This window comes from Pseudomonas sp. B40(2017) (assembly GCF_002112855.1).
GTDB lineage: Bacteria > Pseudomonadota > Gammaproteobacteria > Pseudomonadales > Pseudomonadaceae > Aquipseudomonas > Aquipseudomonas pharyngis.
The window spans coordinates 470,913-494,767 of sequence record NZ_NEIT01000007.1 but is presented as its reverse complement, the minus strand read 5'-3'; the positions used below and the strand labels follow the sequence as shown (position 1 = coordinate 494,767).

23 protein-coding genes are annotated in these 23,855 nt (G+C 60.5%); 15 read left to right on the top strand and 8 right to left on the bottom strand.

Annotated features, from left to right (window positions below):
* Entirely contained in the window at positions 1 to 810 is an 810-nt protein-coding gene (locus tag CAF76_RS22375; protein WP_007957396.1) for an ABC transporter permease, read from the top strand.
* Between the two features lie 17 nt (positions 811 to 827).
* The gene (locus CAF76_RS22370) at positions 828 to 1,982 is read left to right on the top strand and encodes an ABC transporter ATP-binding protein (RefSeq protein ID WP_085648428.1); all 1,155 of its coding nucleotides are present in this window, start codon (positions 828 to 830) and stop codon (positions 1,980 to 1,982) included.
* A 247-nt stretch (positions 1,983 to 2,229) separates the two neighbouring features.
* On the opposite strand, the gene map is transcribed toward CAF76_RS22370, so the two are convergent.
* Complete coding sequence (map, locus tag CAF76_RS22365) at positions 2,230 to 3,021, bottom strand: type I methionyl aminopeptidase (RefSeq protein WP_085648427.1); 792 nt, start codon at positions 3,019 to 3,021, stop codon at positions 2,230 to 2,232.
* Positions 3,018 to 3,278, bottom strand: coding sequence for a ParD-like family protein (locus tag CAF76_RS22360; protein WP_039766896.1), 261 nt, complete (start codon positions 3,276 to 3,278; stop codon positions 3,018 to 3,020). Before CAF76_RS22360 ends, map begins: the two co-directional genes overlap by 4 nt.
* A 397-nt stretch (positions 3,279 to 3,675) precedes the next feature.
* Between CAF76_RS22360 and CAF76_RS22355 the strand changes: the two genes are divergently transcribed.
* From CAF76_RS22355 to yecR, 5 genes are all read left to right on the top strand, one after another.
* Entirely contained in the window at positions 3,676 to 5,052 is a 1,377-nt protein-coding gene (locus tag CAF76_RS22355) for a cystathionine beta-synthase (protein ID WP_085610550.1), read from the top strand.
* On the top strand, positions 5,049 to 6,227 hold the full coding sequence (locus CAF76_RS22350; protein ID WP_085648426.1) for a PLP-dependent aspartate aminotransferase family protein: 1,179 nt from the start codon (positions 5,049 to 5,051) through the stop codon (positions 6,225 to 6,227). Before CAF76_RS22355 ends, CAF76_RS22350 begins: the two co-directional genes overlap by 4 nt.
* A gap of 816 nt (positions 6,228 to 7,043) precedes the next feature.
* Positions 7,044 to 7,721, top strand: coding sequence for a hypothetical protein (locus tag CAF76_RS28665; RefSeq protein ID WP_158090460.1), 678 nt, complete (start codon positions 7,044 to 7,046; stop codon positions 7,719 to 7,721).
* Positions 7,722 to 8,032: 311 nt separating this feature from the next.
* Complete coding sequence (locus CAF76_RS22335; protein ID WP_039766904.1) at positions 8,033 to 8,347, top strand: hypothetical protein; 315 nt, start codon at positions 8,033 to 8,035, stop codon at positions 8,345 to 8,347.
* 59 nt (positions 8,348 to 8,406) lie between these two features.
* Positions 8,407 to 8,715 carry a YecR family lipoprotein gene (gene yecR / locus CAF76_RS22330; RefSeq protein WP_085610552.1) on the top strand — a complete coding sequence of 103 codons (309 nt, stop codon included), beginning with the start codon at positions 8,407 to 8,409 and terminating at the stop codon, positions 8,713 to 8,715.
* Here yecR and CAF76_RS22325 read toward each other — a convergent pair.
* The gene (locus tag CAF76_RS22325; RefSeq protein ID WP_085648425.1) at positions 8,687 to 10,324 is read right to left on the bottom strand and encodes a hybrid sensor histidine kinase/response regulator; all 1,638 of its coding nucleotides are present in this window, start codon (positions 10,322 to 10,324) and stop codon (positions 8,687 to 8,689) included. The genes yecR and CAF76_RS22325 overlap by 29 nt on opposite strands.
* A gap of 113 nt (positions 10,325 to 10,437) precedes the next feature.
* Here CAF76_RS22325 and CAF76_RS22320 point away from each other — a divergent pair, with 113 nt between their 5' ends.
* Positions 10,438 to 11,043 (top strand): response regulator transcription factor, encoded by a 606-nt coding sequence (locus tag CAF76_RS22320; protein ID WP_085648424.1) that lies wholly within the window; start codon positions 10,438 to 10,440, stop codon positions 11,041 to 11,043.
* Positions 11,044 to 11,055: 12 nt separating this feature from the next.
* Here CAF76_RS22320 and CAF76_RS22315 read toward each other — a convergent pair whose 3' ends face one another.
* Positions 11,056 to 11,331 (bottom strand): DUF2798 domain-containing protein, encoded by a 276-nt coding sequence (locus tag CAF76_RS22315; protein ID WP_085648423.1) that lies wholly within the window; start codon positions 11,329 to 11,331, stop codon positions 11,056 to 11,058.
* A gap of 129 nt (positions 11,332 to 11,460) precedes the next feature.
* Here CAF76_RS22315 and CAF76_RS22310 point away from each other — a divergent pair, with 129 nt between their 5' ends.
* Positions 11,461 to 12,384, top strand: a complete 924-nt coding sequence (locus CAF76_RS22310; protein ID WP_085648422.1) for a LysR family transcriptional regulator — start codon at positions 11,461 to 11,463, stop codon at positions 12,382 to 12,384.
* A 3-nt stretch (positions 12,385 to 12,387) separates the two neighbouring features.
* Here the strand turns inward: CAF76_RS22310 and CAF76_RS22305 are convergent, their stop codons facing one another.
* Positions 12,388 to 13,386, bottom strand: coding sequence for a bile acid:sodium symporter family protein (locus tag CAF76_RS22305; protein ID WP_064597281.1), 999 nt, complete (start codon positions 13,384 to 13,386; stop codon positions 12,388 to 12,390).
* Positions 13,387 to 13,470: 84 nt separating this feature from the next.
* On the opposite strand from CAF76_RS22305, the gene CAF76_RS22300 reads away from it, so the two are divergent.
* The 3 genes from CAF76_RS22300 (at position 13,471) to CAF76_RS22290 (ending at position 16,814) form a co-directional block, all read left to right on the top strand.
* Positions 13,471 to 14,259 (top strand): helix-turn-helix domain-containing protein, encoded by a 789-nt coding sequence (locus CAF76_RS22300; RefSeq protein ID WP_085648421.1) that lies wholly within the window; start codon positions 13,471 to 13,473, stop codon positions 14,257 to 14,259.
* Between the two features lie 138 nt (positions 14,260 to 14,397).
* Positions 14,398 to 16,107 (top strand): amidase, encoded by a 1,710-nt coding sequence (locus CAF76_RS22295; RefSeq protein WP_085648420.1) that lies wholly within the window; start codon positions 14,398 to 14,400, stop codon positions 16,105 to 16,107.
* A gap of 224 nt (positions 16,108 to 16,331) precedes the next feature.
* Complete coding sequence (locus CAF76_RS22290) at positions 16,332 to 16,814, top strand: hypothetical protein (RefSeq protein WP_085648419.1); 483 nt, start codon at positions 16,332 to 16,334, stop codon at positions 16,812 to 16,814.
* A 148-nt stretch (positions 16,815 to 16,962) separates the two neighbouring features.
* Here the strand turns inward: CAF76_RS22290 and CAF76_RS22285 are convergent, their stop codons facing one another.
* A complete protein-coding gene (locus CAF76_RS22285) occupies positions 16,963 to 17,913 on the bottom strand; it encodes a Dyp-type peroxidase (RefSeq protein WP_085648418.1) in 951 nt (316 codons plus the stop codon).
* A 193-nt stretch (positions 17,914 to 18,106) separates the two neighbouring features.
* Here CAF76_RS22285 and CAF76_RS22280 point away from each other — a divergent pair, with 193 nt between their 5' ends.
* Complete coding sequence (locus tag CAF76_RS22280; protein WP_085648417.1) at positions 18,107 to 19,084, top strand: TerC family protein; 978 nt, start codon at positions 18,107 to 18,109, stop codon at positions 19,082 to 19,084.
* Between the two features lie 41 nt (positions 19,085 to 19,125).
* Here CAF76_RS22280 and CAF76_RS22275 read toward each other — a convergent pair whose 3' ends face one another.
* Together CAF76_RS22275 and CAF76_RS22270 are read right to left on the bottom strand one after the other, a co-directional pair.
* Positions 19,126 to 20,226, bottom strand: a complete 1,101-nt coding sequence (locus tag CAF76_RS22275; RefSeq protein ID WP_064597297.1) for a polyamine ABC transporter substrate-binding protein — start codon at positions 20,224 to 20,226, stop codon at positions 19,126 to 19,128.
* Positions 20,227 to 20,479: 253 nt separating this feature from the next.
* A complete protein-coding gene (locus CAF76_RS22270) occupies positions 20,480 to 21,886 on the bottom strand; it encodes a cytosine permease (protein WP_085648416.1) in 1,407 nt (468 codons plus the stop codon).
* 325 nt (positions 21,887 to 22,211) lie between these two features.
* Between CAF76_RS22270 and CAF76_RS22265 the strand changes: the two genes are divergently transcribed.
* Together CAF76_RS22265 and CAF76_RS22260 are read left to right on the top strand one after the other, a co-directional pair.
* The gene (locus CAF76_RS22265) at positions 22,212 to 22,697 is read left to right on the top strand and encodes a flavin reductase family protein (protein ID WP_007950450.1); all 486 of its coding nucleotides are present in this window, start codon (positions 22,212 to 22,214) and stop codon (positions 22,695 to 22,697) included.
* Between the two features lie 67 nt (positions 22,698 to 22,764).
* Entirely contained in the window at positions 22,765 to 23,808 is a 1,044-nt protein-coding gene (locus tag CAF76_RS22260) for an LLM class flavin-dependent oxidoreductase (RefSeq protein WP_007950451.1), read from the top strand.
* Positions 23,809 to 23,855: the final 47 nt, after the last annotated feature.

Sequence of the window (23,855 nt, the reverse complement as noted above, 5' to 3'; positions counted from 1 at the left end):
ATGCTCCTGACGCCCAATGCCATGAGTCGCCGGATGCGCTTCGGCCTGTATTTCACCACCGGGCTGATCGGCCTGTTCCTGCTGTTGCCGATCGTGTTCATCGTCCTGCTGTCGTTCGGTTCGTCCCAGTGGCTGGTGTTCCCGCCACCGGGCTGGACGCTGAAATGGTACGTGCAGTTCTTCTCCAACGCGGACTGGATGAGCGCGGCACTGGCCAGTCTCAAGGTCGCGGTGCTGACCACGATCTGCGCCGTCGCCCTCGGTTTGCCGACGGCCTTTGCGCTGGTGCGCGGACGCTTCCCCGGCCGGGAAATGCTCTACGGTCTGTTCACCCTGCCGATGATCGTGCCGCTGGTGATCATCGCGGTGGCGGTGTACGCGCTGTTCCTCAAGCTCGGCTACACCGGGACGATGTTCGCCTTCGTCGTCAGCCATGTGATCGTCGCCCTGCCGTTCACCATCATCTCGATCATCAACTCGCTGAAGCTGTTCGATCAGTCGATTGAAGACGCGGCGGTGATCTGCGGGGCGTCACGCCTGCAAGCGGTGTTCAAGGTGACCTTTCCGGCGATCCGCCCGGGGATGGTGGCCGGCGCCCTCTTCGCTTTCCTGGTTTCGTGGGACGAAGTGGTGCTCAGCGTGATGATGGCAAGTCCCACCCTGCAAACCCTTCCCGTGAAAATGTGGACCACCCTGCGCCAGGACCTGACGCCCGTGATCGCCGTCGCCTCGACGCTGCTGATCGGCCTGTCGGTATTGGTCATGGTGATCGCCGCCGCCCTGCGCCGGCGCAACGAAATCAGCGCCTGAGCGCCCAGGAGTACGACATGAGTGCCGTGATCAAAGACGCATCCCAGCAGAACGACAAACCCCTGGTCAGCCTGCGCAACCTGAACAAGCACTACGGCGATTTTGCGGCCGTGGACAACATCTCGCTGGACATCAAGGACGGCGAATTCCTGACCTTCCTCGGATCCAGCGGCTCGGGCAAAAGCACCACGCTGTCGATGCTCGCCGGCTTCGAAACCCCGAGCAGCGGCGAGATCCTGGTCAACGGCCAGTCGCTGGTCAACGTGCCGCCGCACAAGCGCGACATCGGGATGGTGTTCCAGCGTTATTCGCTGTTCCCGCATTTGTCGGTGCACGACAACATCGCGTTCCCGCTGGCGATCCGCAAACTCGCCGCCGCTGAACGTGACAAGCGCGTCGATGCGATGTTGAAACTGGTGCAACTCGAACAATTCGCCCATCGCCGCCCTTCGCAATTGTCCGGCGGCCAGCAGCAACGGGTCGCCATTGCACGGGCGCTGGTTTACGAGCCACGCATTCTGCTGATGGACGAACCCCTCGGGGCGCTGGACAAGAAACTGCGTGAAGACCTGCAGGATGAATTGCGCCAGTTGCACCGCCGCCTCGGCATCACCATCGTCTACGTGACCCACGACCAGGAAGAAGCCATGCGCCTGTCCCAGCGCATCGCGATTTTCAGTCACGGCAAGATTGTCGGGCTCGGCAGCGGTTATGACCTCTATCAGAATCCGCCGAATGCGTTTGTGGCGTCGTTTCTGGGTAACTCGAACTTTCTCAAGCTCAAGGCGCAGGGCAATGCGGCGGCGAGTTTTGAGGGGCAGTCGCTGTCGATTCGACTGACTGCCGGATTGCAGACCGGGCAGGATGTTTTGCTGATGGTGCGTCCGGAGAAGGCGTTGGCGTTGAGTGTGCAGCAAGCGATCGATGAACCGCTGGCGGCGGGTTGGAACGAGGTTTCGGCGAAGGTGGTCGAGGTGCTGTTTCTGGGTGAGAGCCAGACGTGCAGTGTGGTGACGTCGGGCGGGACTGCGATGACGGTGAAGGCATTGTCGGCGGCGGGGATGCCGTTGAAGGCCGGGGATCCGGTTCGGGTGCGTTGGGCGACGGCGGATGCTTGCGTTTATACGGAGTGGGCGGAGAGCGATTTGAACAAAGCGGCGGGGGCTCATTAACACCGAGTCGCCTGCCCGCCCTCACCCCAGCCCTCTCCCGGAGGGAGAGGGAGCCGACCGAGGTGTCTTGCGCTGTACATCGACCTGAAAAACCGAGTCGATTGTGGATTTGGCACAGCATTCTGGTCGGCGGCGATTATGGATTCACTGCGGAGTTTTCAGGTCGGCGTAATTCTCCAATATTCCCCAATCGGCTCCCTCTCCCTCCGGGAGAGGGCTGGGGTGAGGGCCAGCAGGCGACTCGGTATCAGTTGATCGGCGCAAACCCATCAATTTCGTCAGGCCACGCCGTCAACACTTCAAACCCATCCTCCGTCACCGCCACCATATGCTCCCACTGCGCCGACAACGACTGATCCTTGGTCACCACCGTCCAGCCATCCGCCAAACTCTTCACATGGCGCTTGCCGGCATTGAGCATCGGTTCGATGGTGAAAATCATCCCCGCCTTCAGCTTCAAGCCCTGCTCCGGATAACCGTAATGCAGCACCTGCGGCTCATCGTGATAAACCTTGCCGATCCCGTGCCCGCAGTACTCACGCACCACGCTGAACCCTTCTTTTTCCGCCAACGTCTGGATCGCATGGCCAATGTCGCCCAACGTGGCGCCCGGCCGCACGACGCGGATGCCCGCGCACATGGCGTCGTAGGTTGTCTTGATCAGATGCCGCGCCTCGGGCGTCGGTTCGCCCACTACGTACATGCGGCTGGTGTCGCCGAACCAGCCGTCCTTGATCACCGCGATGTCGAGGTTGACGATGTCGCCGTCCTTCAGCACGCGCTTCGACGGAATGCCGTGACACACCACTTCGTTGACCGACGCGCAGACGGTTTTCGGGAAGCCGTGGTAACCGACGTTGGCCGGAATGGCTTTCTGCACATTGACGATGTAGTCGTTGCACAACTGGTCGAGTTGATCGGTCGTCACGCCAGCCTTGACGTGCGGCACCAGCATCGCCAGCACCTCGGCGGCCAGTCTGCCGGCCTCGCGGGATTGAGCGATTTCGGCTTGGGTGTTGATCTTGATCGGGTTTCTCATGCCTTGACTGCCTCTTTGACCGAGGCGTTCTGCGCGGCATCCGCCAGTGCGCAGACTTGCTGCAGATCCAGACCGCCCGACTGCTCGGCGCGAATCAGCAACCGGCAAATGGCGTGGTGATCAAGATCGGGATACAACTCGGCGAGCATGCCGATGCGCATCCAGTGTTCGGCCTGCGCGTTGATCGAGCGGCTGAGTGCGTTGCTGGAGATACGCAGATTCTCGTGCATGTCCTCTGAAATCTTTACGATGCCCATGGCAATATCCGATACGAAGTGTATATGGATCGTATATTAATCGTGTGTCGCTCGGGATTGCAAACGCTGCATACCCGGTAAGTCGCTGAGAAAAAATCTGCCCGGCACCGGAGACTAGTTCTGACGAGCAATCAATCAGCATTTTTCGCTGCAAGATTTTTACTACCGGATCAAGCGCTTCGTGACGCTGAAGACGCCCTTTCAATACTCGATGACGCCTGCGTATAAACCCCTGCAAATCACTTCCTGCCCCTCGCTGATTTCGTTCTATCGTTAGATCGAAATGGCAGTATTTCCGGCCGTTTAAAGGTTGCGACAGCTCAGGTCTGAGCCTATGTTGCACGCGAGCTTTTTCCCCGCGAATGGAACGCGATCAACACCACAAAGAGGTGAAGAGATGTCAAAGGATTCACGCCCTGCCGTACTTGGGCTGATCGGCAATACGCCGCTGGTACAAGTCACCCGCTTCGATACCGGTCCCTGCACCCTGTTTCTCAAACTCGAATCACAGAACCCCGGCGGTTCGATCAAGGACCGCATCGGTCTGGCCATGATCGACGCCGCTGAGCGCGACGGTCGTCTGCAACCGGGTGGCACGATTGTCGAGGCCACCGCCGGCAACACCGGTCTGGGCCTGGCCCTGGTCGGCCGCGCCAAGGGCTACCGCGTCGTGCTGGTGGTGCCGGACAAAATGTCCACCGAGAAAGTCCTGCACCTCAAGGCCATGGGCGCCGAAGTGCACATCACCCGCTCCGATGTCGGCAAGGGTCATCCCGAGTATTACCAGGATGTCGCCGCGCGTCTGGCCAAGGACATTCCCGGCGCGTTCTTCGCCGACCAGTTCAACAATCCGGCCAACCCGTTGGCCCACGAGTGCAGCACCGGGCCGGAAATCTGGGCCCAGACCGAGCATGACCTGGACGCGATCGTGGTCGGCGTTGGCTCGGCCGGCACGCTGACCGGCCTGACCCGCTTCTTCAAGCGCGTGCAACCGGATCTGGAAATGGTCCTGGCCGATCCGGTCGGTTCGGTGATGGCTGAATACAGCCGCAGCAAGCATCTCGGCACCGCAGGTTCGTGGGCGGTGGAAGGCATCGGTGAGGACTTCATTCCGTCGATCACCGACCTGTCGAGCGTGCGCAACGCCTACTCGATCAGCGACGAGGAAAGCTTCGATCACGCGCGCCAGCTGCTGAAAGCCGAAGGCATTCTCGGTGGTTCGTCCACCGGCACCCTGCTCGCTGCCGCGCTGCGCTACTGCCGCGAACAGACCGAGCCGAAACGCGTGGTCAGCTTCGTCTGCGACACCGGCACCCGATATCTGTCGAAGGTCTACAACGACCAGTGGATGACCGATCAGGGCCTGCTGCAGCGCAAACGCTACGGCGACCTGCGCGACCTGATCGCCCGACGCTTCGAGGACGGCAAAGTTGTCAGCGTCGGCCCGGACGATACGCTGATGACCGCGTTCCAACGCATGCGCCTGGCCGATGTTTCGCAACTGCCGGTGCTGGTGGATGGCAAGCAACTGGTCGGCGTGATCGACGAATCGGACATTCTGGTGCGTGTGCACGAAGACGCCTCGCTCTTCAGCAAACCCGTCGCCAGCGCGATGACCGACAAGTTGCAAACCCTCGCCCCCGGCGCGACGCTGGCTGAACTGGAAGCCGTACTCAGCAGCGGTCTGGTGGCCATCATTGCCGACGTTTCAGGCTTCCATGGCCTGATCACCCGCGTCGACATGCTCAATCAATTACGGAGATCCCTGGCATGAGCCAGCACGACAAGAACGCCCCTCAACAAGGCTTCGCCACCCGCGTGATCCACGCCGGGCAAACGCCGGACCCGACCACCGGCGCGCTGATGCCGCCGATCTACGCCAACTCCACGTACCTGCAAGACAGCCCCGGCGTGCACAAGGGGTTTGACTACGGCCGCTCGCACAACCCGACGCGCTTTGCCTTGGAGCGCTGCGTGGCGGATCTGGAGGGCGGCACCCAGGCGTTCGCCTTCGCGTCCGGGCTGGCGACGATTTCCACCGTGCTCGAACTGATCGACGCCGGCTCGCACATCGTGTCCGGCAATGACCTGTACGGCGGCACGTTCCGCCTGTTCGACAAGGTGCGTCAGCGCAGTGCCGGGCATCGTTTCAGCTACGTCGATCTGGCGGATCTGTCGGCGTTCGAAGCGTCGTTGCAGGACGACACGCGCATGGTGATCGTGGAGAGCCCGACCAACCCGCTGCTGGGTCTGTCCGACCTCGCCGCCATCGCCCGTATCTGCAAGGCGCGCGGGATCATCTGCGTGGCCGACAACACCTTCGCCAGCCCGTGGATCCAGCGTCCGCTGGAACTGGGTTTCGACATCGTGCTGCACTCGACCACCAAATACCTGAACGGTCACTCCGACGTGATCGGGGGGATTGCCGTGGTTGGCGACAATCCTGCGCTGGCCGAGCGTCTGGGCTTTCTGCAGAACGCAGTCGGTGCCATCTCCGGCCCGTTCGACGCGTTCCTCACCCTGCGTGGCGTGAAGACGCTGGCGCTGCGTATGGAGCGTCATTGCAGCAATGCGCTGGATCTGGCGCGCTGGCTGGAGCAACAGCCGCAGGTCAAACGTGTCTACTACCCGGGTCTGGAATCCCATCCGCAGCACGAGCTGGCCAAGCGGCAGATGCGTGGGTTCGGCGGGATGATTTCCCTGGATCTGAACAGTGATCTGGCCGGCGCCCGGCGCTTCCTGGAGAACGTGCAGATCTTCGCCCTGGCCGAAAGCCTTGGCGGTGTGGAAAGCCTGATCGAGCACCCGGCAATCATGACTCACGCGACCATTCCGGCCGAAACCCGTGCCAAACTCGGCATCGGTGACAGCCTGGTGCGTCTGTCGGTGGGCGTCGAGGACATCGAAGACCTGCGTGCCGATCTGGCGCAGGCGCTGGCCAGCATCTAAAGCCCGAAAACGTCAAAGCCCGCACAAGGCGGGCTTTGGTGTTTGAGTAGGCGGCCAGTGCTGGTCTCTGGCTTACGAGGTTTCTCAGGACTCCCACAGTACAGGCAATGTGCTCTGCTGCTTCACACGGCATAAGGGCTGGAACCCAGCGCGGGGTTCTTTCTAACCGTGTACCCTTCGGAACGCGCCCAACGCTTCCTCGCTATCCGCTTGCGCATCAGTCTGCGTCTTCGCCTACATTCTTGAGCCTAGCAAACACACTGCATTGCGCTACGCGGTTTTTAGACTGATTGTTTTCTAGCGCAGGCCTGCAAGGAAGCTAACCGACTATCGCCTTCACGACCCTTCAGCCTGCCTCCCGCCAAGGGCGAACTATACTTTTCAGTTCGCTGTCCAGATTTCCTGTAAACCGTCGACACCCGTGCACCCTCCGGTGCCCCCGTGCCATTCACCAATCTGGTTGACCCCGGGCCAACGAGCCTTCCGTCGATAAACGAATGACGGGTAATACTCGGCTGCTGTGTGGCTGATGGGGCGTGGAGAAAATCATGAAGCACACGCTTTGGCCGGGCTTCGTCCTGGCAGTTGCGGCAACAGTGGCAATGCCGAATGTCTGGGCTGCGCAGGCGCAGGCATTGGCGTCGGATGGGGCGGATCATGTGGGGGCGGGGGCGGTTGCTTCTGATGGTTCGGATCATGTTGGCGCCGGCGCCGTTGCCTCTGACGGCTCCGATCATGTCGGTGCTGGCGCGGTAGCTTCTGACGGCGCGGACCACGTCGGCGCCGGAGCAGTTGCCTCCGACGGCTCCGATCACGTTGGCGCTGGCGCCGTTGCTTCTGACGGTTCCGATCACGTTGGCGTCGGTGCCGTTGCTTCTGACGGTTCCGATCACGTTGGCGCTGGCGCCGTTGCTTCTGACGGTTCCGATCACGTTGGCGCTGGCGCCGTTGCTTCTGACGGTTCCGATCACGTTGGCGTCGGTGCCGTTGCTTCTGACGGTTCCGATCACGTTGGCGCTGGCGCCGTTGCTTCTGACTGCTCCGATCACGTTGGCGCTGTCGCCGTTGCTTCTGACGGTTCCGATCACGTTGGCGTCGGTGCCGTTGCTTCTGACGGTTCCGATCACGTTGGCGCTGGCGCCGTTGCTTCTGACGGTTCCGATCACGTTGGCGCTGGCGCCGTTGCTTCTGACGGTTCCGATCACGTTGGCGTCGGTGCCGTTGCTTCTGACGGTTCCGATCACGTTGGCGCTGGCGCCGTTGCCTCTGACGGTTCCGATCACGTCGGCGCTGGCGCCGTTGCTTCCGACGGCGCGGATCACGTCGGCGCTGGTGCTGTTGCTTCTGACGGCTCCGATCACGTCCGCGCCGGAGCCGTTGCTTCTGACGGTGCGGATCACGTCGGCGCTGGTGCTGTTGCTTCTGATGGCTCCGATCACGTCCGCGCCGGAGCCGTTGCTTCTGACGGTGCGGATCACGTCGGCGCAGGCGTAGTCGCCGCCGATGGCGCAGACAAGGTCGGTGCCAGTCGACTCGCCTACTCCCGCGCAGGCGTCGGCTCCGACCAGGTCGCTTCCGCCCTCATGAGCGGCAGCTATTCGGATCAGTTCAACAGCCCTCAATAACCGCTATCGGCGCAATCAGCCCACCGCTGGTTGCGCCGCACTAGCACATTTGTGCTAATCGACCACCCCGATCCCTGGCGTTATATTCCCTCGCAACCCCCGACGCTCCCCAACATTGCCGCTGTGCAGTGCGCGGGATCGTTGTGCCTGGAAAAACAACAACACCAAGGAAGAAACACCATGAAACTTCAGCTCAGCCTCGCCAAGATTACAGTTCTCGGTGCCCTGCTCCTCGGCGCCAGCGGTTGCCAGACCGCCAAACCCACCGAAGACAGCATGCGCGAACGCGCCCAGACCGTCATCGGCCAACCGGTCACCAAGATCGGCAACATCCGCAACGACAGCACGCTGACCTACTACACCGCCTACACCGCCGCCGGCGAATACAACTGCGAGTTGCCCAGCGGCGCAATCATCGCGGTGGCGAGCATGGGCATCATGACGCCTCCGCTGTCCTGCCTGCCCAAAGGCGCGTCGCCGATTCCGTACCAGTAATCCGGCGCAGGAAAACCGTTCAACGCCTCTTCTCATCCGGTAAAGGATTCCGTTCGACCATGAAAACACTCATCGCCACCCTCAGCCTCGCAGCCGTCGTTCTCACCGGCTGCGCCACCCCCAAGCAATGGGAAGCCACCGGCGGCAGCAAGACCGACGGCGTTGTCCAGGTCTCCTATGAACTGGGCCAGTTCGAAAGCGGGCAAACCTCCGCCGCTCAAGGGTTGGCCACGGCAGAAGCCCGTTGCAAGGTCTGGGGCTACAAGAGCGCCGAAGTATCAGGCTCGGAGAAAAATATCTGCCGCACCATGGGCCAGTACAACTGCCTGCAAACCACCATCACGCAGGACTATCTGTGTAAGCGCTGACCCCTTCGATCTGCCGGTCGCGCAGCGCACGCAAGGTCGCGCGCAGCTCGGCCGGGCGTACCGGCTTGGACAGAACGGCGATCTGGCGATCGTGCAGGGCCGCCTGAATTTTTTCGATGTCGTGCCCGGTGATGATCATGGCCGGCACCGCATAACCGCGCTGACGGCGAACCTCATCGATGCACTCGATGCCGGTGCTGTGCGCACCGAGGTCATAGTCGGTAACGATGATGTCGCAGTCCGTGACCAGGTCCTGCCCGCTCAGCTCGGCCTGCACAACGCAGCCCCAACGCTCGAGCAACGCCGAGGTCGCCAGCAGAACGTTGCGATCATCCTCCACCAGACACACCTTCAACCCTGTCAGCAAACCGACCTGGCGGGCCTCCTCCCGATTGACCGGCACCTGCGGCGGCGCCAGCGGCAGTCCATGCAAGGTCACCGCCGTGCCATGCCCCAGCCGTGAGCGGATCGCGACATCAACACCTATCAATTGCCCCAGACGCCGAACAATCGACAGCCCCAGGCCCACACCTTCGACGTCCTTGTCGCGCAACTGGCGAACCCGATAAAACTCCTCGAACACCTTGGGCAAATGCTCTTCGGCGATGCCGCTGCCCCGGTCATAGATCGCGATGGCCAACCCCGCGCCGCGCTTGCGCACACCGATCAACACCGGTCGGTGCGCACCGTATTTGAAGCAATTGGAGAGCACGTTCTGGACCATGGTCGCCAACAACGCCGGATCGGTACGTACCCAGTGTTCACAAGGTCGCAGACGCAACTCCACACCCGCCCAGCGTGCGGCTTCGGCGTTCTGACGGATCAGATCCGCCAGCCATTCGCCCAGCTCAAGCGTCTGCAAGCGCGGCAGAATCCGCCCGTTGTCGAGGGTGTAGAGATCAAGAATCGAACGAAACAACTGCGACACGTTGAGCAGCGAACGGTCGATGCTGTCCACCAGCCGCCGCTCCTCTTCGCCCAGCCGCGACTCACGCAGGCACGCGGTAAACAACCCGATGGAGTGGATCGGCTGACGCAGGTCATGACTGGCCTGAGCCAGGAACCGTGATTTTTCAAGGTTGGCGGCGACCGCCTCTTCGGACGCCTTGCGCGTGCGCTCCAGCAGCAGGTGCGCATACACCGGAATCACCGTGCTGGTGATCATCAGCATCAACACCATGAACGGTTGCGCCTGCCAATACGGGGTCAACCGATAGACCGCCAGCAGCGCCAGCAACGCCAGCACCGTGGCGATCGCCAGGTAGCGCGAGCCGTAGCGCATGCCGTTGCCGAGATTGACCCAGACCATGACGGCATAGATGGGCAACGCCGCCTCGCCGCCGACCACCAGCCCGAAACTGGTGCCGGTGTAATCGTGGAGCATGCCGAAAATCCGCCGCGCCGGATAATGCCCCGGCCAGCGCACAATGGCCTGGCGCAGCACGACGGAGGCCAGCAGAAACAGGGAAATGTAGGTGACCACCGGCAGGTAAGTATCGAAGCGCTGGCCCGGCAGGAAACCAAGCACGCCCATGTAAACCAGCGCAATGCTGGCGATGATGATGCGCAGATTGGCCTGGTCGAGCTCGGTGTTCTTTTCGAACTTCATGGGGGAACGTCCTTGTGCAGCAGTCGTCATAAACGCACTAATCAACAGGCAATGCCTTCGCCCGATGCTAAGGTGCATGCCATGAGCAATGCAGACCCAGGGAGGGTTGCGCCATGGCGTGCCGAATCATCATAGCCGACGATCACCCGTTGTTTCGCGAAGCGCTGCTGCGCACCGTCCAGCGTCTGCTGCCCGAAGCCCTGATCGAAGAAGCCGGCGACCTCGACACAGTGCTCGCCCTGCTGCCGGCGGGCGATGAGCCTGACACCTTGATCCTCGACCTGCGCTTCCCCGGCCTGACCTGTGTCAGCCAGCTCGCGGAACTGCGCCGGCGTTTGCCGCGAACCACGCTGATTGTGGTGTCGATGGTTGATGACGAGGCGCTGATCGGCGAAGTCATGGCGGCCGGCATCGATGGTTTTATCGGCAAGAACATCGCCCCGGATGAGATCGGTCAGGCGATCCGGGCGATTCGTGAAGGTGAGGTTCTGGTGAAATTCGCCCCGTCCGGCCTGCTGCCGCTGGACTCCGGCACCGCCCTCACCCCGCGTCAGCAAGAGGTGCTGCGGTTGATCGCCCAAGGCAAGACCAACAAGGAAATCGCCCGCGAACTGGATATTTCGCCGTTCACGGTGCGGATTCATGTGTCGTCGTTGTTGCGGGTGCTCAACGTGCCGTCGCGAGCTGCGGCGGCGGTGAAATACTCCGGGGCCTTGTAGCGTGCCTCCAAATCAGGCGTGCGGGTGGACGGTCAGTGCGACCAGTTTCACCACAATCGGCCGGACCACGAGAATGCACAGAAATGCCACGGGCATCGCCAGTTTGTAGGCGTGCAGCGCATTGCTAAGGTAATCGGCATCAATTCCGAAATTGGAGGCGGTGATCACCAGCGACATCAGAAACGCCATGATTGTCGCCATGTACAACGCAAATACGTACGGCATGGCACGGGCAGACAGCTTGCGCGGGCTGAACGCCGTGGTTCTTGGGGATAGTCTCTGATTCATGTCAGTCCTTGTTGACCGAAGTGGATAGTCGCCGAGCACCCTAACAAGTCTGCCAAGCCGTAACTAGACTGATCGCCGTGAGCACTTTATAAACAAAATCTTATTAATTCGTCCTCGCCGGATTCACGCATGAACCTCTTGGGTGCAATCGATTGTTTTATCAAAGTCGTTGAGGCGGGATCGATTGTCGGCGCCGCCAAAACCCTCGGGGTGAGTGCCGCCGCCGTCAGTCAGACCCTTGGTCGCCTTGAGACTCACCTCGACACACGCCTGCTGCAACGCACCACCCGCAGCATGGCGCTGACGGAGAGCGGTTCGGTGTATTTCGAGAAAGTAAAACGTATCGCGCTCGATCTGGAGTCCGCGCAGAGCGCCATCAGCCACGCGCAGACGCAACTCCAGGGACACTTGAGTATCGCCTCCACCGCCGGGTTCGGGCGCCATGTACTGGCCCCGGTCATTGCCGGTTTCGCCGAACGCTACCCGCAGTTGACGCTTGAGCTCTCGACGACCGACCGCAAAATCAATCACCTCCACGAAGGTATCGACCTGAGTCTGCGCATCGAGCCGCAACTGGAAGACGGCATCATCGCGCGCATGGTTGCGACGGTGCCGTTCGTGATTTGCGCCAGCCCTGACTACCTGCAAAAGGCCGGTCGGCCGTCGACTCCGGCGGATCTTCAACAGCACGCCTGTCTGGCGTTCCGCTATCCGCTGGACGGACGGTTACTGCGCTGGTGGTTCGTTGAGCAGGGTCAGCGCTTTGAGGCTGCGATCAATGCGACCGCCATCAGCGACGATATCGACGCCCTGGCGCAAATGGCTGCTCATGGTGCCGGGATCACCCGACTGGCGGAATTCGTTGCCGCGCCCTATCTGGAGAGTGGTCAACTGGTCTCTTTATTCGAACCGGGCGGCGGCTCGACCTTTGCCAGCGCCGCGCCGCTCGAGATCTATGCCTGTGTACAGGAACGGGCGGCCATGACTTCCAAGGTCAAGGCCTTCACCGAATTTTTGCAGGAGTTCCTGCATACCCGCTGGCCCGCTCGATGAGGATCAAGGATCGACTTGGGCCATCAGTTCAGGCACCGATTCCTGCCGCTTCGCATACCGCTGCGCCAGCACCGCGCAGACCATCAGTTGAATCTGATGGAACAGCATCAGCGGCAGAATCAACACGCCAATCGTGCTGCCGGCGAACAACACCTGCGCCATCGGCACGCCAGTGGCCAGGCTCTTTTTCGAACCGCAGAACAGAATGGTGATGCGATCCTCAAGACTGAAACCGAACGCCCTGCCCAGCAGCGTGGACGCCAGCAGCACCAGCGCCAGCAGGATGCAGCACACCACCACCAGCCCCAGCAGGTCGATCACCGGAATCTGGTGCCAGATGCCCTCGTTAACCGCTTCACTGAACGCGCCGTAGACCACCAGCAGAATCGAGCCCTGATCGACGAATTTCAGCCAGTTCTTGTTGCGACCGACCCACGCGCCGATCCAGCGACGGGCGATCTGACCGGCAATGAACGGCAGCAGCAATTGCACGCTGATTTTCACGATCGCGTCGAGGGTCGAGCCGCCGTCGCCGTGGACGTTGAGCAGCAGCGTCACCAGCAGCGGCGTGAGGAAAATCCCGAACAGGCTGGACGCTGCCGCGCTGCAGATCGCCGCCGGAATGTTGCCCCGCGCCAGAGAGGTGAAGGCAATCGCCGACTGCACCGTGGCCGGCAACGCACACAGGTAAAGCATGCCCATGTACAGCTGATCGCCGATCAGCGGCGACAACAGCGGCTTGAGCGCTAACCCCAGTAGCGGGAACAGGACAAAGGTCAGGCCGAACACCAGCAAATGCAGGCGCCAGTGGCCGGCGCCGGCGATGATCGATTCCCGCGACAGCTTGGCGCCGTGCAGGAAAAACAGCAGCGCAATGGCGATGTTGGTCAGCCAGCCGAAACCGGTCGCGACCTGACCGCTGGCGGGCAGGAAGCTGGCCAGCAGCACCACGCCGATCAGGGTCAGGGTGAAGTTGTCGGGCAAAAATCGTGGGCGCGTCATGGTTTGCTCATCCGGGGGTTGCCAGTACGTGGAAGCGACTCTAACGTGGTTGGAAATTACCGACTAACGCCGAAGAAACCACAGATGCCGCCAAAAGGACACGACAAAAGCGTCAGACGCAGCATTCCCGGGCTGCCCAGCCTGCCGCGTCCGTTGTATGGGCGCACCGAATCGCTGCCCAATCGAGCGCTCACCCGCCGCCACAGCCATCCGTGGGTGCAGTTGTCCTACGCGATTCAGGGTGTGCTCGAAGTGCAGACTGCCGTCGGTCGTTTCGTTGCGCCGCCGGAGCGGGCGGTGTGGATTCCGGCGGGCGTGCCGCATCGGGTTTTCAGTTCGCCGCACACGGAAATGCGCAGCCTGTACATAGATTGCAGCGTCGCCGACTGGGCGCCGGAGCGTTGTCATGTGCTCGGCGTCAGTGATCTTTTGCGTGAGCTGATTCGGGCCTTCAGTCAGATACCTGTCGAATATGACCAGAGCGGCCCGCACGGGCGCCTGGCCCAGGTGATCCTCGATCAACTGGCCGAGGCGCCGCCCATCGACCTGATGCTGCCACTGCCGCAGGACAGTCGCTTGCGCCAGATCTATCAGAGTCTGGAGCAACATCCGGAACAGCAGACCACCCTGGCGCACTGGAGCGAAAAATTCGGCGTGACCGAGAAAACTCTGACTCGGCTGTTCCTGCGCGACACCGGTTTGACCTTCCGCACCTGGCGCCAGCGCCTGCGTCTGCTGGGTGCGCTGACGCCGCTGGAACGCGGCGAACGCGTCACCGACGTGGCTTTGGCCTGTGGTTATGACTCGACATCGGCCTTTATTGCGGCGTTTCGCCAACAGTTCGGCGAAACGCCGGGAGAGTTTTTCCGATGAAATTAACCGATATTTATCGACTTTGTGCATGCCATTGGGCAAATTTCAGGGTAGAGTTTCGCCCATCAAGAACCTTTGACATCTTTCGACGATAACAATGATCAACCACCCTTTAGCGAACCTGTCGGCGGTAACAGCATGATCGAAGTCACTGAAGTTTCCATTGCCCAATTGCGCGCGGCGCTCGAGTCCGGCCAGACCACGGCGGTCGAGTTGGTGCAGGCCTATCTGGCGCGCATCGACGCCTATGACGGCCCTGACACCGCCACTGCGCTGAACGCGGTGATCGTGCGTAACCCCGACGCACTGAAAGAAGCGCAAGCCTCGGACGCCCGTCGTGCCAAGGGCGAAACCCTCGGTCCGCTGGACGGCATCCCCTACACCGCCAAGGACAGCTATCTGGTCAAAGGCCTGACCGCCGCGTCCGGCAGCCCGGCCTTCGCCGATCTGATGGCACAGCGCGATGCGTTCACCATTGAGCGTCTGCGTGCGGGCGGTGCGATCTGCCTGGGCAAGACCAACATGCCGCCGATGGCCAATGGCGGGATGCAGCGCGGCGTCTATGGCCGTGCCGAAAGCCCGTATAACGCTGATTATCTGACTGCACCGTTTGCTTCCGGCTCATCGAACGGTGCCGGCACCGCCACCGCTGCGAGCTTCTCGGCATTCGGTTTGGCGGAAGAAACCTGGTCGAGCGGTCGCGGCCCTGCCTCGAATAACGGGCTGTGCGCCTACACGCCGTCGCGCGGCGTGATCTCGGTACGCGGCAACTGGCCGCTGACGCCGACCATGGACGTGGTGGTGCCCTACGCCCGCACCATGGCCGACCTGCTGGAAGTGCTCGACGTGGTGGTCGCCGAAGACAGCGACACCCGTGGCGACCTGTGGCGCCTGCAACCATGGGTGCCGATCCCGAGCGTGGCCTCGGTGCGCCCGGCGTCCTATCTCGATCTGGCAGTGAAGAGCGATGCACTGGCCGGCAAACGCCTGGGCGTTCCGCGCATGTACATCAACGCCGACCCCGAGGCGGGCACCAGCGACGAGCCGGGCATTGGCGGCCCGACCGGACAACGCATCAACACCCGCGCCTCGGTGATCGATCTGTGGAAACAGGCCCGCCAGGCCCTCGAAGCCGCCGGTGCAGAAGTGATCGAAGTGGATTTCCCGCTGGTTTCCAACTGCGAGGGCGACCGCCCGGGCGCACCGACCGTGTTCAATCGCGGCATCGTCTCCAAAGAGTTCATGCATCACGAACTGTGGGACCTGTCGGCCTGGGCCTTCGATGATTTCCTGCGTGCCAACGGCGATCCGAAACTCAACCGTCTGGCGGACGTCGACGGCCCGAAAATCTTCCCCCACGACCCGGGCACCCTGCCCAACCGTGAAGGCGACCTCGCTGCCGGCATGGACGAATACGTGCGCATGGCCCAGCGCGGCATCACACCATGGGATCAGATCCCGACCCTGCCGGACGGCCTGCGCGGTCTGGAGAAAACCCGCAAGCTCGACCTCGAAGACTGGATGGATCGCCTCGGCCTCGACGCCGTGCTGTTCCCAACCAACGCCGACGTGGGTCCGGCCGACGCCGACGTCAACCCGGCCTCGGCGGACATAGCCTGGAGCAACGGCATCTGGGTCGCCAACGGCAACCTCGCGATCCGCCACCTCGGCGTGCCGACCGTCACCGTGCCGATGGGCGTGATGGCCGACATCGGCATGCCGGTGGGGTTGACGTTTGCCGGGCGGGCCTATGACGACTCGACGCTGCTGCGACTGGCGGCGGCGTTCGAGGCGACCGGCTCGAAACGACTGGTACCGCCACGTACGCCAGCACTGGTAACCCGATAGGTTCTCAGTCTTAACGCACTTCGCTTAGAGAAGCGGGCGCCATGAAGTCAATAATGGCCCCGCTTCTCTAATATCAAGTACGCGCTCACACATTCCTGCCTTATACAACTGTAAGTTCTGACAGTTGCCCCTTGGAAAACGCAAGCGTAGCGTGACGATTGATTGGGTCGTTAATAACCCAAGACTGACTTTCACGCACTCTGATTTCGAAGGAACGTAAAATCATGACCACAGACAAACTGTATGAAGCACTGGGCATTGATAACAACCTGAAGCCTCTGCCTGCCACTCACAAATCAAGCGCCGCCGACCAAACTTTCACCGCAATCATTGAACCTGCACTCCCCTCCGAAACTAATCAATTCAAGGCAGTGGAGTTTTGGTATGAGAAATTTACGCCGCGCACTATTAGCGTGTTGGGGCGCTCTGACGCAGATGCAAAAATGAAGCAAATATCTATCCTTATCAACGAACACACCCCAGATGGCACCTATGAGGTGAGTGATTTCCAAGGAGGGGACGTCAGAGCAGTACTGTTTGCAGACGGTGTGTTTACACATGCTCGAAAAGGTTCTGTAACGTTCAAACGAAACACCACCAATAACTCAATCGAAGGCACGGCCGATTTCAAAATTGACTTTGGAGAAGGCGTTGAGTACCGAGTATCACAAGTTGAATTTAAAGTGAAAGCAACTGGCCCGCTTTAAACAGGCCAATGTTCTTTTCAACACAGGGTGAAGGGCAGTCTTTCGATAAAAGCTAAATTTAATCGTTGACGAGCCCCTTCCCAATTCAACTTCAGAACTGAAAATTCAAAAACAACGAAGTCAGTTCGGCTACCTGTCCTGGTTTTTCTTAACGTTCTGCCAGTTCTTCCAGCAAATCCGCCGAAGGCACAAAGAACAGACTGCCTGTGACGGCGGTGCTGAAATCCAGCAGTCGATCGTAATTGCCGGGTGGTTTGCCGACAAACATGTTCTCCAGCATCTGCTCCAGCGGCTCCGGCGAACGCGCATAACCAATGAAATAAGTGCCGAACTCGCCTGCGCCAGGTCGGCCGAACGGCATGTTGTCGCGCAGGATCTTCACCTCTTCGCCGTCCTTGGTGATGGTCGTCAAGGCGCTGTGGGAGTTGCTCGGCTTGACCGAATCGTCCAGCTCGATATCAGACAGTTTGGTGCGCCCGATCACCCGTTCCTGCGCCTCGACCGACAATTCGTTCCAGGCCTTCATGTTGTGCAGATACTTCTGCACCAGCACGTAACTGCCACCACTGAACGGCTGATCTTCATCACCCACGAGGGTGAAATGCTCGGCTTTGCGGCCGACCGGATTTTCCGTGCCGTCGACAAAACCGATGATGCTGCGCATGTCGAAATAGCGGAAACCCTGTACTTCGTCGGTCACCGTCACGGCGCCGTCCAGCGCCGACATCAACTGCGTTGCCAGCTCGAAACACAGGTCCATCTGATCGGCACGAATGTGCAGCAGCAAGTCGCCAGGTGTGGAAACAGCGCGCCGCCCTTCTACGCCGAATTCGCGAAAGTCGTGCAAGGATGCCGGGCGTGGACTGCCGAACAGACGATCCCAGGCGTTGGAAGAGAACCCGCAAACACAGGACAGGTTTCCCGAAGGGACACGCTTGCCGACCGAGCGCGTCAGCCCCGCGACATCGGCGCACCAGCCGCGGACTTTTTCCGCTGCATCTGAATCGGCGTTGAGGGTCGCCACAATGAATATGGCAGCGCTGGTGATCGGGCTGCAGACGGCTTGAGGATCTGGCGTTTCGATGATCGTGACTCCCAAGGGATGATGGACTGGCTCGAAGGGAGGTTAGCAAAGAAGCACTGACTGAAATACCTTCCGTCACCCCGTTGCCAAGGCAGACACTTCGTTAATAACGAACAATACCCACGAAATAAACGATTTTTCTTCGTCGGAAAGCTCCTACTAGCATGGCCCCGTCTACCCCGACAAACAGAAAGACAGGGAGAACGGCATGCACCCCATTAACATCGGCGAACCCTGGATGTGGGTCGCCTTCATCGTTTTTGTCCTCGCCATGCTGGCCGTCGACCTGTTTGTCTTCGGTGGGCGCAAGGCGCATCGGGTTTCGGTACGGGAAGCCTCATCCTGGGTATTTGCCTGGTGCATGCTGGCGATGGCTTTCGCCGGATTGCTCTGGTGGTACCTGAGCGGCGAATTCGGCCCCGAAATCGCCAAGGTCAAGACCCTGGAATTCCTCACCGGTTACTTGATCGAGCAGTCGCTGTCGATCGACAACATGTTCGTCTTCGTGATGATCTTCAGCTACTTCGCCGTGCCCCCGGAGTTGCAGCGCCGGGTGCTGCTGTACGGCGTGCTCGGGGCGATCGTGATGCGCGCGGCGATGATTTTTGCCGGCGTATGGCTGGTGTCGCAATTCACTTGGCTGCTGTATGTGTTCGGCGTGTTCCTGATCATCACCGGGATCAAGATGCTGGTGTTCGCCGAGCAGCAACCGGATCTCGATAACAACCCGCTGCTGCGTTGGGTGCGCGGACATCTGCGGATCACCAACGGCTTTCACGGCGAGCGGTTTTTCGTGCTGCAGAACGGTGTGCGCTGGGCCACGCCGATGTTTCTGGTGCTGGTGCTGATCGAGGCCAGCGACCTGATGTTCGCGGTCGACAGCATCCCGGCGATCTTCGCGGTGACCACCGACCCGTTCATCATTTTCACCTCGAACATCTTCGCGATCATGGGCCTGCGGGCGCTGTACTTTTTGCTGGCGGACATGGCCGACCGCTTTCATCTGCTCAAGTACGGACTGGCGCTGGTGCTGGTGTTCATCGGCGGGAAGATGACGGCGATGCCGTGGTTTCACATGCCGGTGGAGTGGTCGCTGGCGATTGTCGGCGGGCTGATTCTGGCGTCGGTGGTGCTGAGTCTGATGCTGACGAAGGACAAGTCGCCCGAAGAAAGTCAGGCGAAATAACGGCCGAGGGAGCGAACGGATTCGCTCCCTCGGCTTTGAGCTCATTTATCCGACTTGATACTGGTCCACACCCGGGTCCGCACCCGCTCCAGTTTCTGCGGCAACGGTTGCACCACGTACAGCTTCTTCAGCGCTTCGCTGGTCGGTGTCAGGTTCGGGTTGCCGGTGATTTCCTTGTTGATCAGCGGCAGCGAATCCTTGTTGGCATTCGGGTAACCGAGGAAGTCGCTGATCGACGCGATGACTTTCGGATCGAGCAAGGTGTTGAGGAACTCGTGGGCCTCTTCGACGTTCTTCGCACTCTTCGGAATGGCGAAGGTGTCGAACCAGATCGGCGCGCCTTCCTTCGGCAAGCGCCAGTCGACCACCACGCCGTTGCCCGCCTCTTTGGCACGGTTGCCGAACTGGTAGAAGCTGCCGGAATAACCGATGGCCACGCAGATATCGCCGTTGGCGATGTCGGTCATGTACTTGGCCGAATTGAAGTAGGTCACGTAAGGACGAACCTTGAGCATCAGGTCCTTGGCTTTCTCATAGTCGGCCGGGTTCTGGCTGTTCGGGTCCAGGCCCAGGTAGTGCAGAGCCAGCGGCAGGATTTCCGACGGCGAATCGAGCATTGCCACGCCGCAGGATTTCAGCTTTTCCATGTTCTCCGGCTTGAACACCAGATCCCAGCTGTCCACCGGCGCATTCTCACCGAGCGCAGCCTTGACCTTGGCCGGGTTGAAACCGATCAGTACCGTGCCGACCATGTAGGGCACGCCGTACTGATTGCCGGGGTCGTTGGCGTCGAGCAACTTGAGCAGCGCCGGGTCCTGGTGGCTCCAGTTCGGCAGCTTGGACTTGTCGAGTTTCTGGAACACACCGGCCTTGATCTGGGTATCGAGGAACTGATTCGACGGCACCACCAGGTCATAGCCGGAGTTGCCGGTCAGCAATTTGGCTTCGAGGGATTCGTTGGTGTCGAAGGTGTCCCAGGTCACTTTGATGTTGCTTTTGGCGGCGAACTCCTTGGGCACCGACGGCAGGATGTAATCCGCCCAGTTGTACACCCGCAGTTCGCGCTGTTCGGCCTGTACGGCGCTGGCCAGCAGCGTCAGCCCGAAAACAGTAGCGCCCAGAATGCGTTTCATCGTGACCATGTTGTGTTTCCCCGAATGCAGCGTGAGTCGATGGCTTTTATGTTCTGTACACGGCAGTGGCTGGCAAAATCAGCCATGGGCAAGGAAGGTGCAGCATTTAGTTGTGGCTTCGATTCTTCCTGACAGCGTAGACGCAGCACAGTAGCCGGTTGGCCAAAAGGGGATCGAAATGGCCAATTTGCATGACCGCCGGGATGCGGAAACAACAATGCCCGACGATGTGCCGGGCATTGTTTGAACAGCTTGCGAACGCTCAGTCGGTAAAACCCAACCGCGTCGCCCTGCTCTGCTGCGCCTGCCCGCGGGTCGCCAGGCAGTAATACAGCGGGCACGTCACGATCAGGCCGACCAGCCACGACAAGTCAGCGCCTTCCACCAGATTGGCGTACGGCCCGACATACAACGATGTGTTGGCGAACGGCAGCTGCACAATGATGCCGATGAAATAGGCGATGATCGCGTGCAGGTTGAAGCGCCCATAAATGCCGCCATCGGCGCGGAAGATCGAGGCGATGTCGTAACTGCCGCGCTTGATCAAGTAAAAGTCGATCAGGTTGATCGACGCCCATGGCACCAGCACCAGCAGCAACGCCAGAATCAGCCCGATGAACTCGGAAATGAAATCCGCCGACGCCCCCAGCGCCACCACGCAGCAACCCGCCAGCACGATGCTCGACAAGATCACCCGCACCTTGATGCTCGGCGTCCACTGGCTGGCAAAGGTCTGGATTGAGGTGATGATCGACAGCACCGCACCATACAGATTCAGCGCGTTGTGGCTGATGATGTTGAGCAGAAACAGCACCATCAGAATCGGCCCCAGCCAACCGGTGGACTGCTTGACCGCCGCCATCGCCTCAGTGCCTTCCGGCGTTGCCAGTACCGCCACCGCGCCAAACGTGAACGACAGAATCGTGCCCAGCGTGGCGCCCAGATAAGTCGCGATAAATGGTCTGCCGATCCCGATGTCCGCTGGCAGGTAACGGGAATAGTCGGAGACGTACGGCGAGAAACTGATCTGCCAGATGATCCCCAGCGATACCGTCGCCAGCCACCCGGACAGGTTGAAGCTGCCACGGGTAAAGAAGTCCGCCGGCAACTCATGGGCAAAGATGTAGATGAAACCGGCGAGCAGCGCGCTGCCCATCACCCACGTGCCGATGCGGTTGAGCGTGTGAATGAAGTTGTAGCCGATCACGCCGATGGCCGTGGCGCTGAGGGCGCCGATCAGAATGCTCAACGGCGCCGGCACCGACGGCGCAATGCCGACGATGGACTTGCCGGCCAGCACGATGTTGGAAATGAAGAAGCCGATATAGATGATCGCTGCGAAGAACACGATCAACAGCGCACCGTAACGCCCGAACTGACCGCGACTCTGCACCATCTGCGGAATGCCCATGCGCGGGCCTTGCGCCGACGCCAGGGCGATCACCACGCCGCCGATCATGTGCCCCAGCGCTATCGCCAGCAGCCCCCAGAACAGGTCGAGATGAAACACCTGGACCACCATGGCGCCGGTGACGATGGGCAGTGGCGCAATGTTGGTGCTGAACCATAGAGTGAAAAGGTCGCGGGCCTTCCCGTGGCGTTCCGCGAGTGGGACGTAGTCGACCGTGTGATTCTCGATCAACGGATCTTGCCGGGACATCTGGGACATAAAAATGAACTCGATTGGGTCTGTTCTTATCGTTGTATGAAGCCAAACCGGGGGTGCTTCGTGGCCACCCCTCAGATGAAGACCATATTATGGTATTCCAACATTTTCACAAGACTGATCCGCTCTTTACGACGGCATCTGATCCGGCATCCTCACTGATAGCCAGCGCTCACGGCTAGAGCAAAGCCCCGTAAATGCTGAGTTTCCGACGGATGAACCACGTTTATCGTTTCACCAAAAAAGCGCTTGCAATCGATGTATTACGGTATACCATCAGACCCATAAACACATAAAAACACGCTCTACCGCACTCGAGGATTGACCAATGATCGATGCTGCCGTCTACAAACAAGTCATGGGCTCGTTCCCGTCCGGCGTTACTGTCATCACCACGCTGGATGACGACGGCCAGATCGTCGGTCTGACCGCCAGCGCCTTCAGTTCGCTGTCGATGGACCCGGCCCTGGTGCTGTTCTGCCCCAACTACAGTTCCGATTCCTACCCTGTCCTGATCAAGAACAAACGCTTTGCCATTCACGTCCTGTCCGGCGGCCAGCAGAGCGAAGCCTATGCGTTCGCCCGCAAAGGCAAGGACAAGGCGCAGGGCATCGAGTGGACGCTGAGCGAACTGGGCAACCCGATCCTGGCCAACGCGACAGCTATCATCGAATGTGAGCTGTGGCGCGAATACGAAGGCGGCGACCACGCGATCATGGTCGGTGCGGTGAAAAACCTCATCGTCCCTCAGCAAGACGCCGGCCCGCTGGTGTATTGCCACGGCAAGATGGGCGCCCTGCCCGCCTTCGCCTGATCCGCACGATTGCATTTAAACAGGCCGGCAAGCGACCGGCCGACCACAAGAGATTCGAGGTAGCGTCATGAAATTTTCCCTGTTCGTACACATGGAACGCTGGGACGAAAGCGTCAGCCACCGTCAACTGTTCGAAGACCTGACCGAGCTGACGTTGATGGCCGAGGCCGGTGGTTTCAGCACCGTGTGGATCGGCGAACACCACGCGATGGAATACACCATCTCGCCGAGCCCGATGCCGCTGCTGGCCTACCTCGCGGCCAAGACCACCACCATTCACCTTGGCGCCGGCACCATCATCGCGCCGTTCTGGCATCCGCTGCGGGTCGCCGGTGAATGCGCGTTGCTCGACGTGATCAGCAACGGCCGAATGGAAGTCGGCCTGGCACGCGGCGCCTATCAGGTGGAATTCGATCGCATGGCCGGCGGCATGCCCGCCTCCAGCGGTGGACAGGCACTGCGGGAAATGGTCCCGGTGGTCCGCGCACTGTGGCAAGGCGACTACGCCCACAACGGCGAGATCTGGAAATTCCCCACCTCCACCAGCGTGCCGAAACCGATCCAGAAGCCAAACCCGCCGATGTGGATCGCCGCCCGCGACCCGGACTCGCACAACTTCGCCGTGGCCAACGGCTGCAACGTGATGGTCACGCCGCTGATGAAGGGCGACGAAGAAGTCCTCGATCTGAAGAACAAGTTCCAGACTGCGCTGGACAACAACCCCGATGTGCCGCGCCCACAATTGATGGTGCTGCGTCATACCCACGTGCACTCGGCGGATGACCCGGAAGGCTGGAAGGTGGGCGCGAAAGCCATCTCACGTTTCTATCGCACGTTCGATGCGTGGTTCGGCAACAAAGAAGTGCCGGTGAACGGCTTCCTGGCGCCGAGCCCGGAAGAGAAATTTGCCGGGCGTCCGGAGTTTGAACTGGAGAGCCTGCACAAGACCGCCATGATCGGCACGCCGGAAGAGATCATTCCACGGATCAAGTACTACCAGGAACTGGGGGTGGATGAGTTCAGTTTCTGGTGCGACAACAGCTTGCCGCATGCGGAGAAGAAGAAGTCGCTGGAGTTGTTTATCAAGCATGTGGTGCCGGCGTTTCGTTAAATACGCTAAGCGACCCTGAATGTAGAAGCGCCCCGAATAGAACGTCG